The sequence below is a fragment of the Bradyrhizobium sp. USDA 4452 genome (genome assembly GCF_054063575.1).
Genome location: NZ_JBSSGK010000001.1, coordinates 8,326,143 through 8,340,102, shown reverse-complemented (window position 1 = coordinate 8,340,102; position 13,960 = coordinate 8,326,143). Strand labels below are relative to the sequence as shown.

15 protein-coding genes are annotated in these 13,960 nt (G+C 64.3%); 8 read left to right on the top strand and 7 right to left on the bottom strand.

Annotated features, from left to right (window positions below):
• Positions 1–23: 23 nt before the first annotated feature.
• The 4 genes from ACVISU_RS39420 (at position 24) to ACVISU_RS39405 (ending at position 3,314) form a co-directional block, all read left to right on the top strand.
• Positions 24–773, top strand: coding sequence for an NUDIX hydrolase (locus ACVISU_RS39420; protein ID WP_456710522.1), 750 nt, complete (start codon positions 24–26; stop codon positions 771–773).
• Positions 774–1,049: 276 nt separating this feature from the next.
• Complete coding sequence (locus ACVISU_RS39415; RefSeq protein ID WP_050404847.1) at positions 1,050–2,375, top strand: LLM class flavin-dependent oxidoreductase; 1,326 nt, start codon at positions 1,050–1,052, stop codon at positions 2,373–2,375.
• A 128-nt stretch (positions 2,376–2,503) separates the two neighbouring features.
• Positions 2,504–2,671: a 50S ribosomal protein L33 gene (rpmG, locus tag ACVISU_RS39410; RefSeq protein ID WP_018271988.1), complete on the top strand. Its 168-nt coding sequence runs from the start codon at positions 2,504–2,506 to the stop codon at positions 2,669–2,671.
• A gap of 112 nt (positions 2,672–2,783) precedes the next feature.
• Complete coding sequence (locus ACVISU_RS39405; RefSeq protein ID WP_050404846.1) at positions 2,784–3,314, top strand: hypothetical protein; 531 nt, start codon at positions 2,784–2,786, stop codon at positions 3,312–3,314.
• On the opposite strand, the gene ACVISU_RS39400 is transcribed toward ACVISU_RS39405, so the two are convergent.
• The 3 genes from ACVISU_RS39400 to ACVISU_RS39390 all read right to left on the bottom strand — a co-directional run bounded on the left by ACVISU_RS39400 (position 3,311) and on the right by ACVISU_RS39390 (position 6,574).
• The gene (locus tag ACVISU_RS39400; protein WP_244522036.1) at positions 3,311–3,439 is read right to left on the bottom strand and encodes an inositol phosphorylceramide synthase regulatory subunit KEI1; all 129 of its coding nucleotides are present in this window, start codon (positions 3,437–3,439) and stop codon (positions 3,311–3,313) included. The genes ACVISU_RS39405 and ACVISU_RS39400 overlap by 4 nt on opposite strands.
• 71 nt (positions 3,440–3,510) lie before the next feature.
• Positions 3,511–4,908, bottom strand: coding sequence for an ammonium transporter (locus ACVISU_RS39395; RefSeq protein ID WP_050404844.1), 1,398 nt, complete (start codon positions 4,906–4,908; stop codon positions 3,511–3,513).
• Between the two features lie 433 nt (positions 4,909–5,341).
• On the bottom strand, positions 5,342–6,574 hold the full coding sequence (locus tag ACVISU_RS39390) for an MFS transporter (RefSeq protein ID WP_456710521.1): 1,233 nt from the start codon (positions 6,572–6,574) through the stop codon (positions 5,342–5,344).
• A 132-nt stretch (positions 6,575–6,706) separates the two neighbouring features.
• On the opposite strand from ACVISU_RS39390, the gene ACVISU_RS39385 reads away from it, so the two are divergent.
• Together ACVISU_RS39385 and ACVISU_RS39380 are read left to right on the top strand one after the other, a co-directional pair.
• Positions 6,707–7,309: a TetR/AcrR family transcriptional regulator gene (locus ACVISU_RS39385; RefSeq protein WP_050404842.1), complete on the top strand. Its 603-nt coding sequence runs from the start codon at positions 6,707–6,709 to the stop codon at positions 7,307–7,309.
• Between the two features lie 133 nt (positions 7,310–7,442).
• On the top strand, positions 7,443–8,648 hold the full coding sequence (locus ACVISU_RS39380; protein ID WP_456710520.1) for a serine hydrolase domain-containing protein: 1,206 nt from the start codon (positions 7,443–7,445) through the stop codon (positions 8,646–8,648).
• A gap of 103 nt (positions 8,649–8,751) precedes the next feature.
• Here the strand turns inward: ACVISU_RS39380 and ACVISU_RS39375 are convergent, their stop codons facing one another.
• Together ACVISU_RS39375 and ACVISU_RS39370 are read right to left on the bottom strand one after the other, a co-directional pair.
• Positions 8,752–10,125 (bottom strand): PleD family two-component system response regulator, encoded by a 1,374-nt coding sequence (locus tag ACVISU_RS39375; RefSeq protein ID WP_456710519.1) that lies wholly within the window; start codon positions 10,123–10,125, stop codon positions 8,752–8,754.
• Between the two features lie 15 nt (positions 10,126–10,140).
• A complete protein-coding gene (locus ACVISU_RS39370) occupies positions 10,141–10,506 on the bottom strand; it encodes a response regulator (RefSeq protein ID WP_016845968.1) in 366 nt (121 codons plus the stop codon).
• A gap of 228 nt (positions 10,507–10,734) precedes the next feature.
• Here ACVISU_RS39370 and ACVISU_RS39365 point away from each other — a divergent pair, with 228 nt between their 5' ends.
• Together ACVISU_RS39365 and ACVISU_RS39360 are read left to right on the top strand one after the other, a co-directional pair.
• Entirely contained in the window at positions 10,735–11,034 is a 300-nt protein-coding gene (locus ACVISU_RS39365) for a DUF3572 domain-containing protein (RefSeq protein WP_050404840.1), read from the top strand.
• A complete protein-coding gene (locus ACVISU_RS39360) occupies positions 11,013–12,329 on the top strand; it encodes a DNA polymerase IV (RefSeq protein WP_456710518.1) in 1,317 nt (438 codons plus the stop codon). Before ACVISU_RS39365 ends, ACVISU_RS39360 begins: the two co-directional genes overlap by 22 nt.
• 115 nt (positions 12,330–12,444) lie before the next feature.
• Here the strand turns inward: ACVISU_RS39360 and ACVISU_RS39355 are convergent, their stop codons facing one another.
• Both ACVISU_RS39355 and ACVISU_RS39350 read right to left on the bottom strand, forming a co-directional pair.
• Positions 12,445–12,846: a RidA family protein gene (locus tag ACVISU_RS39355; RefSeq protein WP_050404838.1), complete on the bottom strand. Its 402-nt coding sequence runs from the start codon at positions 12,844–12,846 to the stop codon at positions 12,445–12,447.
• 158 nt (positions 12,847–13,004) lie between these two features.
• On the bottom strand, positions 13,005–13,871 hold the full coding sequence (locus ACVISU_RS39350; protein ID WP_050404837.1) for a cell envelope integrity EipB family protein: 867 nt from the start codon (positions 13,869–13,871) through the stop codon (positions 13,005–13,007).
• Positions 13,872–13,960: the final 89 nt, after the last annotated feature.

Here is a 13,960-nt window from a genome sequence, read left to right as displayed (position 1 = left end):
CAAGAAGAAATGAAAGGGATGAAATGACTGACGCTGCCGCCCCTGCCGCCGTCGTCCATCAGGGCGAGAAGGAAGCCGATCATCACGCGTATTTCCGGCCGAAGGATGCGGCGACGCTGATCCTGATCGATCGCTCCGGCGCCAAGCCTAAGGTCTTGGTCGGCAAGCGCCACGACAAGGTCGTGTTCATGCCGGGCAAGTTCGTCTTCCCCGGCGGCCGGGTCGACAAGGCCGACAACCGCGTGCCGGTCGCGGCTCCAATCACGCCGGAGCTCGAAGCCAATCTGTTGAAGGGCAGCCCGAAGATCACGCCCGGCCGCGCCCGCGCACTCGCCAACGCGGCAATCCGCGAGGCCTGCGAGGAGACCGGGCTCTGCCTCGGCCGCAAGGTCGAGAAGACAATAAAGCTCGACGGCCCCTGGGCGCCGTTCGCCGACGCGGGTCTCTTGCCCGATCCGTCCGGCCTGTTCCTGATCGCGCGCGCGATCACCCCGCCCGGCCGCGTGCGCCGCTTCGACACCCGCTTCTTCACCGCCGATGCCTCGACGATCGCGCATCGGGTCGAGGGCGTGGTGCATGCCGACGCCGAACTGGTGGAGCTGGTCTGGGTCGAGATCGGCTCCGAGCCGCTCGCCGACGCGCATGCCATGACCAAGAACGTGCTCGTCGAGCTCGACCGCCGTCTCGCCACGGGCCCACTCCGTCACGACGCGCCGGTGCCGTTCTTCCATTTCTACGGCGGCAAGATGCAGAAGGACGTGCTGGGGGCGTGAGGCTCGTCATTCCGGGACGACGCGAAGCGGCGAGCCCGGAATCCACTCCTCCACCAACCATGCGGCCTGATGGATTCCAGGCTCGCGCATCCAAGTCGGCTGTTGCCGACTTGGACAAATGGCAAACGCCGAACTCGGGTAGACCCGAGTTCGGTCGGCGCGCCCCGGAATGACGATGTTGAGGGAGCCGCCAAAAACAAAATAATCTTCCCGATGGCGCGCCGCAAAGCGCCTCCCTATCTGTTCCGCTAACGACAACAACGACGGAACGGGGCAATGGCGAAGCGTCAACTCAAGCTCGGCGCGTTCATGCGGCCGATCAGCATTCACACCGGTGCCTGGCGCTATCCCGGGGCCTGGCCGGACGCCAATTTCAACTTCGATCATATCAAGACGCTGATCCGCAAGCTCGAGGCCGGCAAGTTCGACGCCTTCTTCATGGCCGATCATCTGGCCGTGCTCAACATGCCGATCAACGCACTGAAGCGCAGCCACACCGTGACCTCGTTCGAGCCGTTCACGCTGCTGTCGGCGCTGTCCGCCGTGACCGAGAATATCGGCCTGATCGCGACCGGCTCGACCACCTTCGACGAGCCCTATCACGTCGCCCGGCGCTTTGCCTCGCTCGATCACATCTCCGGCGGCCGCGCCGGCTGGAATATCGTCACCACGTCCAATCCGGACGCCGCGCTGAATTTCGGCCTCGACGATCACATGGAGCACGCCGAGCGCTACAAGCGCGCCCGCGAGTTCTACGACGTCGTCACTGGCCTGTGGGACTCCTTCGCCGACGATGCATTCGTGCGCGACGTCGAGTCCGGGCTGTTCGTCGATCCCGACAAGATGCATGTGCTCAACCATAAGGGCAAATACCTCTCGGTCCGCGGCCCGCTGAACATCGCCCGCCCGGTGCAGGGCTGGCCGGTCATCGTGCAGGCCGGCGCCTCCGACGACGGCCGGCAGCTTGCGGCCGAGACGGCGGAGGCCGTGTTCACCGGCGGCGGCAGCCTTGCCGACGGCCAGAAGCTCTACGCCGATATCAAGGGCCGCATGGAGAAGATCGGCCGCGATCCCGAGCATCTGAAGATCCTGCCCGGCGCCTTCGTCGTGGTCGGCGACAGCGTCGAGGAAGCAAAAGAGAAGCGCGCGCTGCTCGACAGCCGCGTGCATTACGACAGCGCGATCGCCTCGCTCTCGGTGATCCTCGGCACCGATGCCTCCACCTTCGATCCCGACGGACAATTGCCGCCGATCCCGGAAACCAACGCCAGCAAGAGCGGCCGGCAGCGCCTCGTCGACGTCGCCGCGCGCGACAAGCTCACCGTGCGCCAGCTCGCGCAGCGCGTCGGCGGCTATGGCGGGCTCGCCTTCGTCGGCACGCCGCAGACCATCGCCGACCAGATGCAGGAATGGCTGGAAGGGCGCGGCAGCGACGGCTTCAACATCATGTTCCCCTACCTGCCGCAGGGCCTGTTCGAGTTCGTCGACAAGGTGGTGCCGGAACTGCAAAAGCGCGGGATTTTCCGTAACCAGTACGAAGGGCGGACCCTGCGCGAGAATTTGGGCCTGCCGCGGCCAAAAAATCAGTTCTTCGGGGGGTAGTCGACCCGGATTCGGGATGGTCTTGGCTCGGAAATCCTTGACTCTGGGCGGTTTCTGGCTAGTTTCCGGGCCAAACGCGGGCCGATTTGGCCGGCTCCCGATACCCCTTCATTTTCGAGGTTTTGCATATGGCCAAAGCGGTCACCATCAAGGTCAAGCTCGTGTCGACGGCCGATACCGGCTTCTATTACGTCGCCAAGAAGAATTCGCGCACCATGACCGACAAGCTGGTCAAGAAGAAGTACGACCCGGTCGCGCGCAAGCACGTCGAGTTCAAGGAAGCCAAGATCAAGTAAGCAAGATCGCCTGCTTCTGACGTTCAAACGGGGCCCTCGCGGCCCCGTTTTTGCTTTCTAGCCTAGCGTCATCCCTCACGATTCCCGGACCAGTCCCGGGCGCGGGGTTCACATGATCGCAAGCTTGGACGAGGGAAACGTCGGCGGCTATTCGGTCGCCTACGGCCGCGAGGACACCTACTTTCCGGTCTATGTCACGGCCGCCTTGGCCGCGATCTTCCTGACCGCGAGCTGGATCACCGGCGCGCTCTATTGGCTGGCGCCGGCGGCGGCCGCGGCCGCCTTCACCTACTACAACATCCCCCTGCTGGAGGCCGGTCGTCCGACCATCGGCGCCAACCAGTACGGCATCTTCATCCAGGCCTTCGGGCTGATCCGCTGGCGAGCCATCACGCGCATCGACCTCGTCGAGATCGCCGAGCGCGCGATGACCGTTCATGAGTTGCAGATCGCGCTCAACGGACCGCTGGGCAGCGCGCTGGTGGCGGATTGGCGCAAGCGGCCTGCCTATCGGCTAATGATGCGCCTGCCGTGGCGCATGGATCATCGCGGCGTGGTGCGCGTCGATCTCGAGCCATTCGACCGGACGCCCGATGAGATTCACCGGACGTTTCTCAGGATGTGGCGCTACTACCGGAGCTAGCGCTTGAACGCCTCGTCGCGCAAATGCCCGTCGGCGATGCGCGCATCCGGATTGTTTGTGATGGTCATGAACCAAATGAGGCTGAAGAACAGCGACCACGCTGTGTTCCAATAGAACCAGTTCATCGGATCACCTCGAACAGCTTTGTCCCGCGACAGCCGGCTGATATCGCCGGCTGTGCAGGATGCCGCCAAGTCTACTGCACGACCTCGCCGTGCAGTGCCAGATCCAACCCTTCGCGCTCGATGTCGCGCGTCACGCGAAGCCCGACGAAGAGATTGATCACGAACAGGATGATCAGGCTCACGACGGCATCATACACGAAAACCGTCGCGACGCCGATGCATTGATTGATGAACTGCCCGGGATTTCCCTCCAGAACGCCTGCCGTTCCACCATACTGCTCGACCGCGAACACCCCGGTCAGCAGGGCCCCGACGATGCCGCCGAGGGCATGGACGCCGAAGCAGTCCAGCGCGTCATCGTAGCTGAACATGCGCTTCAAGCCGGTGCACCCCCAGTAGCAGCAGACGCCGGCGGCGATGCCGATGGCGAAGGCGCCGACCGGCCCGACGAAACCGGAGGCCGGCGTGATCGCGACGAGGCCCGCAACGGCACCCGAGCAGATGCCGACGACGGTCGGCTTGCCCTTCAATGCCCACTCCACCAGCATCCAGGTGAAGCCCGCGACTGCGGTCGCGATCTGGGTCACCAGCATGGCCATGCCGGCCTGCATTCCGGCCGTAACGGCGGAGCCGGCGTTGAAGCCGAACCAGCCGACCCACAGCAGCGAGGCGCCGATGAAGGTCAGCACCATGTTGTGCGCCGGCCCGGTCTCGACGCGCTTGCCGAGCATGATGGCGCACATCAGTCCGGCCACGCCGGCATTGATGTGCACCACGGTGCCGCCGGCGAAGTCGAGAACCTTGACGTACGCAGCGTCGTTGCCCGCCGAGAAGATGCCGTCGGGTCCCCAGACCCAATGCGCGATCGGCGCGTAGACGAAGATCGCCCACAGCCCGATGAACCAGAGCATCGCGGAGAATTTCATCCGCTCGGCGAACGCGCCAGCGATCAGCGCCGGCGTGATGATCGCGAAGGTCATCTGGAAGCAGATGTAGACGGACTCAGGGATGGTCGCGGCGAGCGGGTTGGGATTGCCTATGCCACCCTTGCCGATGTCGCTCAGGATGTCCTTGAGGAACATGCGATCCAGACCGCCGATGAACGGCGTGCCGGCACGAAACGCCAGGCTGTAAGTGATGACGGCGAACAGGATCGTCACCAGGCAGGTCACGGCGAAGCTGGTCATCACGGTGTCGCCGACATTCTTCTTGCGCACCATGCCGCCGTAAAACAGGCCGAGCCCCGGCACCGTCATCATCAGGACGAGCGCGACTGATGTGAGCATCCAGGCGGTGTCGCCGGAATTCGGCGTGCACTTCTCGAGGATCTTGCCACCGCAGGCCGGCGGGGCCGCCGCATCTTCAGCCAGAGCAAGGTCGCTGAACAGCAGGCAAAGAACCGCCACGCCAAGCAGAGCAACCAGAATTCTCAAGAGCTTCGGGCGCATGTATGTCGCAGACTCCATCATCGTCCTCCCATCACAAGAAATGCTGGTGTTCGGAATGGCGCAGCGCGTTCTGCGCGTGAGCGCCGAAGTCGTCGCGGCATCAGGCCGGACGCGGGGCACAATGGCCTCCCGCTCGGCGGCGCGGCGAAAGCCGTGGTGCGCGGATGGCTGGAGAATGACGGCGACTAGCCCCATTGCGGCCAGCCCTTCCCATGAATCCCCAGGCCGGAACTCAGCGATGAGTTGCCGGCACGATTTCTAGCCAAATTCAATCAAGATTCGTGCCAGCGATGCGCACGCTGTAACAGCTTGAAGACGCTGTGACTTCAATGCGGGCAAGCAAGGGCTTCGCGCGCCATTGCACGTTCACACAGCAAGCGATTGATGGAAAAATAAGCAGCAACGCGCGGCTGCCCGCAGACGGGGCAGTCGCCATCTTGCCCGAGATCGGAGCCTAGGCGGCCTTCAGCAGCGGCGGTTGCGCCGGCCGGATCAGCGCGAAAGCGAGCTGGATGATGCCGCCGGCAAGACCAAGCGCGACGCCGATCCGCCAGGCCATGGTGTAGGAGCCGAGCGAGTCGTAGATCACCCCGCCTCCATAGGCGCCGAGGAAGCTGCCGACCTGGTGGCTCATGAAGGCAAGGCCCTGGATCATCGCCTGCCAGCGCAGACCGAACATCTCGGCCACCGCGCCCGCGACCAGCGGACCGACACCCATCCAGAGGAAGCCCATGATGGCGCCGAACAGCAAGGTCGAGTCCGGCGTCGCCGGCAGCATGAAGTACCAGGCGAGCGCCAGCGAGCGCAGGATGTAGATGCCGCCGAGCAGCGCGAGCTTGTTCCAGCGCTGGCCGGCCCAGCCGAAGAACAGCGAGCCCAGCACGTTGAAGCCGCCGATCATGCCGAGCGTCTGCGCGCTCAGCATCGGATCGAGCCCGCAGATCGCCAGATACGACGGCAGATGCGTGGTAAGGAAGACGAGTTGCATGCCGCAGACCATGTAGGCGCACGTCATCACCACGAAGGACGCATTGCCGAACGCGGTCTTGGCCGCGGTCGCCGCAGTGGCGTTGCCGATGTCGTCCGCCGCGGGTTTCGGCAGCGGGATCTTGTCGACCCGACCGGCGTACAGCGCGGCTGGAATCATCCCGATCGACAGGATCACGAATCCGGCAAGCCCGACACGCCAACCGAACCCTTCATTGAGCATCTGGCCGATCGGCGCCGACAGCAGCGCGCCGAGCGAGCCCGCGGCGGAGACCATGCCGAGCACCGTCGAGCGCACCGTCTCCGACACCGCGCGCGCCGCGACCGACATCGCGATCGCATTCGCAGTGCAGGCGAGCGAAAGGCCGATCAGCACACCGGCGCCGATCATGATGCTGACGAGCCCATCCGCCGTCGTCATCAGCAAGAGGCCCGCGGTGTAGGCCAGCGCGCCAACCACCATGATCGGGCGGAAGCCGTAACGCACCGTCATTGCGCCCGCGAGCGGCTGCAGAAAGCCCCAGGCGAGGTTCTGCACTGCCAGCGCCAGCGTGAAGTACGACACCGAGATGCCGATGTCATGCGTCAACGGCTGCATGAAGATGCCGAGGCTCTGCCGCAGCCCCATGCTCAGCGTGAGCATGATGGAGGCACCGATCAGAATGGGAAGCGTGGGACGCAGGACCTGCAACAGGGGCATTGTTCTTATTCTCCCAAGACGGGGCGGCACGCGCGCCACGGCCTGCAATTCACGCATGTTTGGTTACACAGACCTGTGTACTTAGGCTATAGAGAGGGCCAACTGTCAAGCGAAGAGGATCACGGCCGGCGCATGGCTTCCCCGCCTCCCAAACAGACCATGAAAGAGCGGATCCTCGAGACCGCCGACAAACTGTTCTACCTGCAAGGCATTCGCGCCATCGGCGTCGACACCATCGCGGCCGAGATCGGCATCAGCAAGCGCACGCTCTACAACCACTTCCCGTCGAAGGACGCGCTGATCGAGGCCTATCTGCAGCGCCGCTTCGTGCAGCCCCGCTCCTCCGACAAGCCGCCGGCCGAGCAGATTCTCGCAACCTTCGATTCGCTGCAGCGGCGGTTCTCGGCGAAGGATTTTCGCGGCTGTCCGTTCGTGAACGCGGTCGCCGAGCTCGGGCCGGACGACGAGGACCGTACCGTCCGCAACATCGCCGTCGCCTTCAAGGAAAGCCGCCGGGTCTGGTTTCGCGAGCTGCTGCGGCAGCTTGGCGTTGCCGACGCCGAGGGGCTTGCGACCCAGTTGACGCTCTTGGTCGACGGCTCGATCGCGCAGGACCTCGTGCGCGACGATCCGACCATGGCGCGCGCGGCGAAGGAAGCCGCCCGCGTGCTGCTGGCGAATGCGGGCGTCAAGGTCGGCGGGTCCGCGCCTGCTGACAACAAGCGCACTGGATAAATCCGGTTGCGTCCCCAAATCCGGTTTGGTTGTTAGCATCGACCGCACACGACGGCATTCCCGATTTGGATATTCCGTCCGGCGAGATTGGCGGCGACCGCGTAACAACTTGCGGCACAACTGGGGAACGACCATGGAAGATTTGAAGGTGACGGCCACCGGCTACGATTTCGCGCCGGCTCGCGCCGCCATGCAGCGCTATGTCGACAACAATCTGCTGTCCGGCATCTCCTGGACGGTTCTGACCGGGCGCGACGTCGCTGACACCGGCTGCGTCGGATGGGCCGACAAGGAAGCACAGATCCCGCTGCGCGCCGACCACATCTTCCGGGTGTTCTCCAACACCAAGCTGATCACTTCCTGCGCGGCGCTGCTGCTGTTCGAGGACGGCCGCTTCCGGCTCGACGACCCGATCGAGACCTTCATCCCGCAACTCGGCAACCGCAAGGTGCTGCGACCGGGCGCGACGTCGATCGATGACACCGAGCCGGCGCAGAGCTCGATCACGATCCGCCAATTGCTGAGCCACAGCGCCGGTTTGAGCTATGGGTTCTTCGATCCCGGCACCGTCATTTTCAAAGCGCTGAACGAGCGCGGCGTGCACAATCCCAACACGACCCTGGCTGAAATGGTCGATGTGCTCGCCGATCTGCCGCTGATCTATCAGCCGGGTACGTCATGGGAATATTCGCTTGCGATCGACGTGGTGGCACGCCTGGTCGAAGTCGTCAGCGGCCAGAGCTTCGACACGTTCATCAAGGCGCGCATCCTCGATCCGCTCGGCATGGCCGATACCGGCTTCGTCGTTCCGGAAAGGGATCACAGCCGGCTCGTCGCCTATTACGCCGGCGCCGACCTGATGGAGCCGATGAAGCCCGGCCTCACCCGCACCGACAATGCGCCCTTCCCCGGTGCCTATCTGCGCCCGGTCGCAAGGCTCAACGGCGGCGGCGGCCTGGTGTCCACGCTGCCCGACATGGTCGCGCTGATCCGCAGCCTGCTGCCGGGCGGACCGACATTGCTGAAGCCGGACACGATCGCAATGATGATGTCCAACCAGTTGCCCAACGGACAGTGGATCCGGTTCGCGATGATGGGCGAGCAACCCGGCAAGGCGCACGGACTTGCCGGTGGCCTGATCCTCAATCCCTCGCCGATCGATCATCCGGACGCAGCCGGCGAGTTCTATTGGGGCGGCGTCGCGGGCACGCAGTGGTGGATTTCGCCCAAAAAGGGCATCGCCGGCGTGATGATGGCGCAGCGCCAGATGGCGTTCGTCCATCCGTTCTCGTTCGAGTTCAAGCGGATGGCCTACGACGCGATGAAGCGCGGAAGATAACGGCGCTTCGTAGCCCGGATGAAGCGCAGCGAAATCCGGGTATCGCGCCAGATGCACAGGCGTCCCGGATTACGCTTCGCTTCATCCGGGCTACGAGATCGCGTTACGCCGCGGCAGACACCACGCGGTTGCGGCCGTCGTGCTTGGCGCGATAGAGCGCGGTGTCGGCGCGCTTGAGCACATCGGTGACCTGCTCGCCTTTGCGCTCCAGCGTGGTCAGCCCGATCGAGATCGTGACCGTGATCCGCTTGCCGCCCTTGTCGACGGCAAACGGCTCGCCCGCGATCGAGCGCCGCAGCCGCTCAGCGACCATGCTTGCGACGTGCAGGTCGGTCTCCGGCATCACGATCACGAACTCCTCGCCGCCATAGCGGCAGGCGAGATCGATGCCGCGGATCGACTTGCGGATGCGAACGGCGAATTCGCGCAGCACGTCGTCGCCGGCGTCGTGGCCGTAGGTGTCGTTGATCGCCTTGAAGTAGTCGATGTCGAGGATCATCAGCGCCAGCGGCTTGCCGCGGATCGAAGCCTGCTCCGCCAGCGTCGCGAGGTGGCTCTCCATGTAGCGCCGGTTGTTGAGGCCGGTCAGCGCATCCGTGATCGCCATCTCGATCGAGTTCTGCACGTTGTCGCGCAGATGATCGGTGTAGCGGCGGCGGCGGATCTGGGTGCGCGCCCGCGCCAGCAACTCGTTCTTGTCGACCGGACGCAGCAGGTAGTCGTTGACGCCGATCTCGAGCCCGCGCATCAGCCGCGCGTTGTTGTCGGCATCCGAAACCGCGAGGATCGGCACCTGGCGCGTGCGCTCCAACGAGCGGGCCTGGCTGCACAGCCGCAGGCCGTCGAAATTGTCGAGGCTGAGCGACACGATCAGGAGGTCGTAATTGCCTTCGGCCGCGTGGAACAAAGCTTCCGCCGGATTGACCTCGACGTCGACGGTGTGCTCGGCGGAAAGGATCGGCGCCAGCTTCTCGTAGGACGACGGCCGGTCGTCGACCAGCAGGATGCGGCCGCCCGTTCCCCGGTCGGCGATCGCGCTGCGCTCGGGCGCCTGCATGCCGATCTCGAGCGAGGTGATGGCGCGCATGCGCAGCTCATCGGTCATCATCTTCAGCCGCGTCAGCGAACGTACGCGCGCGATCAACACGACGTCGGACACCGGCTTGGTCAGGAAATCATCGGCGCCGGCTTCGAGGCCGCGCACGCGATCGGCCGGACTGTCGAGCGCGGTGACGATGACGACGGGAATGAAATGGGTCGCCGGATTCGACTTCAGGCGGCGGCAGACCTCGAAGCCGTCCATGTCAGGCATCATGACGTCGAGCAGGATGATATCGCATTCGGCGCGCGTGCAGATCTCCAGCGCCTCGGTCCCGTTGGACGCGGTCAGCACATCGAAATATTCGGCTGACAGACGGGCTTCCAACAGCTTGACGTTCGCCGGAACGTCGTCGACGACGAGGATACGCGCGGACATGGCACCACAACTCCCCTATCCGATAAAGCGTCGGACAGTCTCAATAAATTTGCCGACCGAGATCGGCTTGGACAAATAGGCTTCGCAGCCGCCCTCGCGGATGCGTTCTTCGTCGCCCTTCATGGCGAAGGCGGTAACCGCGACCACCGGAATCGTGCGCAGATCGGGATCGTCCTTGATCCAGCGCGTGACCTCGAGGCCGGAAACCTGCGGCAGTTGAATATCCATCAGGATGAGATCGGGGCGCAGCTTGCGGACGAGATCGAGCGCTTCGAAGCCATTGCTGGTGCCCGAAGTCTGATAGCCATGCGCTTCCAACAGATCGCGAAAGAGCTTCATATTGAGCTCGTTGTCCTCCACGATCAGGACGGTTTTGGCCATCCCGTCCCTCCCAGACTTAGGAAACAGGCCCGGCTGCGGCACCTCACGCACCGCGCGCGGAGCGCGTCGAAAATGTGAATTCAAACTAGCGCCAGAATCGCTCTAACCCGTTAACTCGACATCCAACTTCCGCAGCGTGGTTTCCGTTGCTTGAACACACGCGGAAGACTCGGGCATGATGGGCCTCTCAATAGAGACCATAAGTTAACGGAAAGGCAAACCGGCGCGTTGAAAAAGCCTGTTCACAACCCCCGGGAAGTCGCTGAAATCGTTGCGATTCAGGCGCTGGGCTTCATTGCCGGCGATCCTGAACGGCTGGGCCTGTTCCTGGCCGAGTCCGGAATCGGTCCGGAGACGCTGCGGAACGCGGCGTCCGATCCTCAATTTCTTGCGAGCGTGCTCGAATTCGTGATGCGCGACGATGCCACGGTGACGGCGTTCGCCAAGGCCTCGGAACTGCACCCGACCAACATCGCCGCCGCCCATCAGGTGCTGGGCGACCCGAAATGGGAGCGCGACGTGCCGTGACGACGGCAGCGGCGGCATCCGACGGCCCCCTCAGTTTCTGCCGAGACTGCCTCGGCGATCTCGATATCAAGGTGAAGCGATGCGGCCATTGCGGGTCGCCGCGGCTGGTCCGTCATCGCACCCTGCCCGCGCTGGCGCTGGCGCATATCGATTGCGACGCGTTCTACGCCACCGTCGAGAAGCGCGACAATCCCGAGATCGCCGATCGCCCCGTCATCATCGGCGGCGGCAAGCGCGGCGTGGTGTCGGCCGCCTGCTACATCGCCCGCACCTACGGCGTCCGTTCGGCGATGCCGATGTTCAAGGCGCTGGAACTCTGTCCCGACGCCACCGTGATCCCGCCCGACATGGCGAAATATGTCCGGGTCGGGCGCGAGGTGCGTCAGGCGATGCAGGCGCTGACGCCGCTGGTCGAGCCGCTGTCGATCGACGAGGCCTTCCTCGATCTCTCCGGCACGCAGCGCGTCCACGGCATGATCCCGGCCAAGGTGCTGGCGAAATTCGCCCGCGACGTCGAGCGCGACATCGGCATCACGGTGTCGGTCGGGCTGTCCTGCAACAAGTTCCTCGCCAAGATCGCCTCCGACCTCGACAAGCCGCGGGGCTTTGCCGCGCTCGACCAGGACGAGGCGCGCGAGATGCTGGCCAGCAAGCCGGTCGGCTTCATCTACGGCGTCGGCCCTGCGACGCAAGAGAAGCTCGTGCAGTGCGGCTTCCGCGTCATCGCCGATTTGCAGCGCGCCGACGAGAACGAGTTGATGAAACAGTTCGCGAGCGAAGGCCGCAGGCTGTGGCGGCTGGCGCGCGGCATCGACGACCGCTCTGTGGTGCCGGATCGCGGCGCCAAGACGATCTCGAGCGAGACCACCTTCGAGACCGACATCCGCGACTTCGCAACGCTGGAAAGGCTGCTCTGGAAACTGTCGGAGAAGACCTCGGCGCGGCTGAAGAGCAGCGAGCTTTCGGGCTGCACCATCACGCTGAAGCTGAAGACCGCTGATTTCCGCCAGCGCACCCGTTCGCAATCGATCCAGACGCCGATCCAATTGGCCGCAAAGATCTTTGCGGTGACGCGCGAGATGCTGGCCAAGGAGATCGACGGCACCGCCTTCCGCCTGATGGGCGCCGGCGTCAGCGCGCTGCGCCCGGGCTCGCAGGCCAATGATTCCGACATGCTCGACCGCCGCTCGGCGCACGCCGAACGCGCGATCGACAATCTGCGCAAGAAGTTCGGCAACGCCGCCGTGATCCGGGGCATTGCCTATGAGGGGCCGCCGAAGAGCGCGGAGGACTAGCAGCTATTCCAGCCCCGTCATTGCGAGCGAAGCGAAGCAATCCATGCTTCAGCATACGGGGAACGATGGATTGCTTCGTCGCTTCGCTCCTCGCAATGACGGGGAGGCACTGTCCTCAATCCGCCACCGCCACCGCCTCGATCTCGATCAGCCATTCCGGCGCCGCGAGCGCGGTGACGCCGACGAGCGTCGAGGCCGGCGGCTCCATGCCCTCGAAGAACGCCGAGCGCGCCTTGCCGATGATCGGCCGCAGCTCCGGTCTGTAGCCGACGACGAAGGTCGTGATCTTGACGATGTTGGCGTAGCTCGCCCCGGCCGCCTTCAGCGCCATGCCGAGGTTCTGCATCACCTGCGTCGTCTGCGCTGCGAGGTCGCCGGCGCCGACCACGCGCCCCTCCTCGTCGACAGAGACCTGTCCCGAAATGTAGATCGTGCGCGCGCCCGAGGCGACGACGACGTGGGAGTAAGCCGGATTGTGATGCAGGCCGCTGGGGCGCAGATGGTCGAGCTTGGTCATGAGGTGCCTCCCTGACACACGCGTGTTTGGGGAAGCCTATCCGGCCGCAGCGCGCTCGACTAGAGAGGACGTCATTCCGGGATGGTCAAGGACCAGACCCGGAATCTCGAGATTCCGGGTTCGATGCTTCGCATCGCCCCGGAATGACAACTACGTTGTCACTTGCAGGGCTTGGAATCCCTGACGTCGAACTTGTCGAGCGCGCCCGAGATCACGAAATCGTTGTAGTCGAGCACCAGCGCGCGGGAGACGCCGTTCTCGTAGAGCTCGAACGACATCGCATAGACCGGCGTCTGCTCGCCGTCCTTGGCGCGTGCGTCGCTGTCGTAATAGCTCACCGTCACCGGCCAGCGCGTCATGGTCTTCATCGCATCGCTCGCGGTCGACGGATCGGGCGACGACGGCGCGCGGTCGCCGGCGATCGGCCGGCCGATCACGGTCAACGTGTTGTAGACCTTCTCGCCATTGTCGGAGCCGTCATAGACGGTCTGCTCGAGCACCGATTTGCCGTCGCGGGCGGCGGCGATGATGTGCTGGATCTGCTCGGTCGGGAACACGATCTTGCCGTCGAGATTGAAGGTCTTCTTCACCGGCTGGGTCAGCTTTACGGTGATATGATCGCCGACGCGCTCGGCGATCCCGTCGACCGGCGAGGAGTCGCTGTCGTTCATCCGCGTGTCGATCTTGAAGCGGTAGCTCTTGCCCGAGGCGTCCTCCCAGGACGAGGAGCGCAGATCGGACAGCGTCACCTTGCCTTCGCCGCTGTCGAGCTCGGACACCTGGCGGAATTCGGAGGTGTAGCCTTCGCAGGAGCTGCCGGAGAAATTGTAGAGGATGCGTCCGCGCGCATCACTGACCGAATTGGAGCCGCGCGATTTCACGAGGCTCAGATCGTACAGCGCCTGATGCGCCAGAAACGGCCCGCTCGCCGCGGCAGCCGACGACCCCTGCGCCAGACCGGATCCTGCGGCAACGGCGATCGTGAGCACCAGGGCACGCGACGGATTGCGAAACGGCAGGGTCATGGTTTTTCCTCGATGAGGCGGGGATTCGTCACAATAGTGACGGTGGTATTGCGCCGCAACTGGGGCAAATCTGACAAAATCGCAATGTA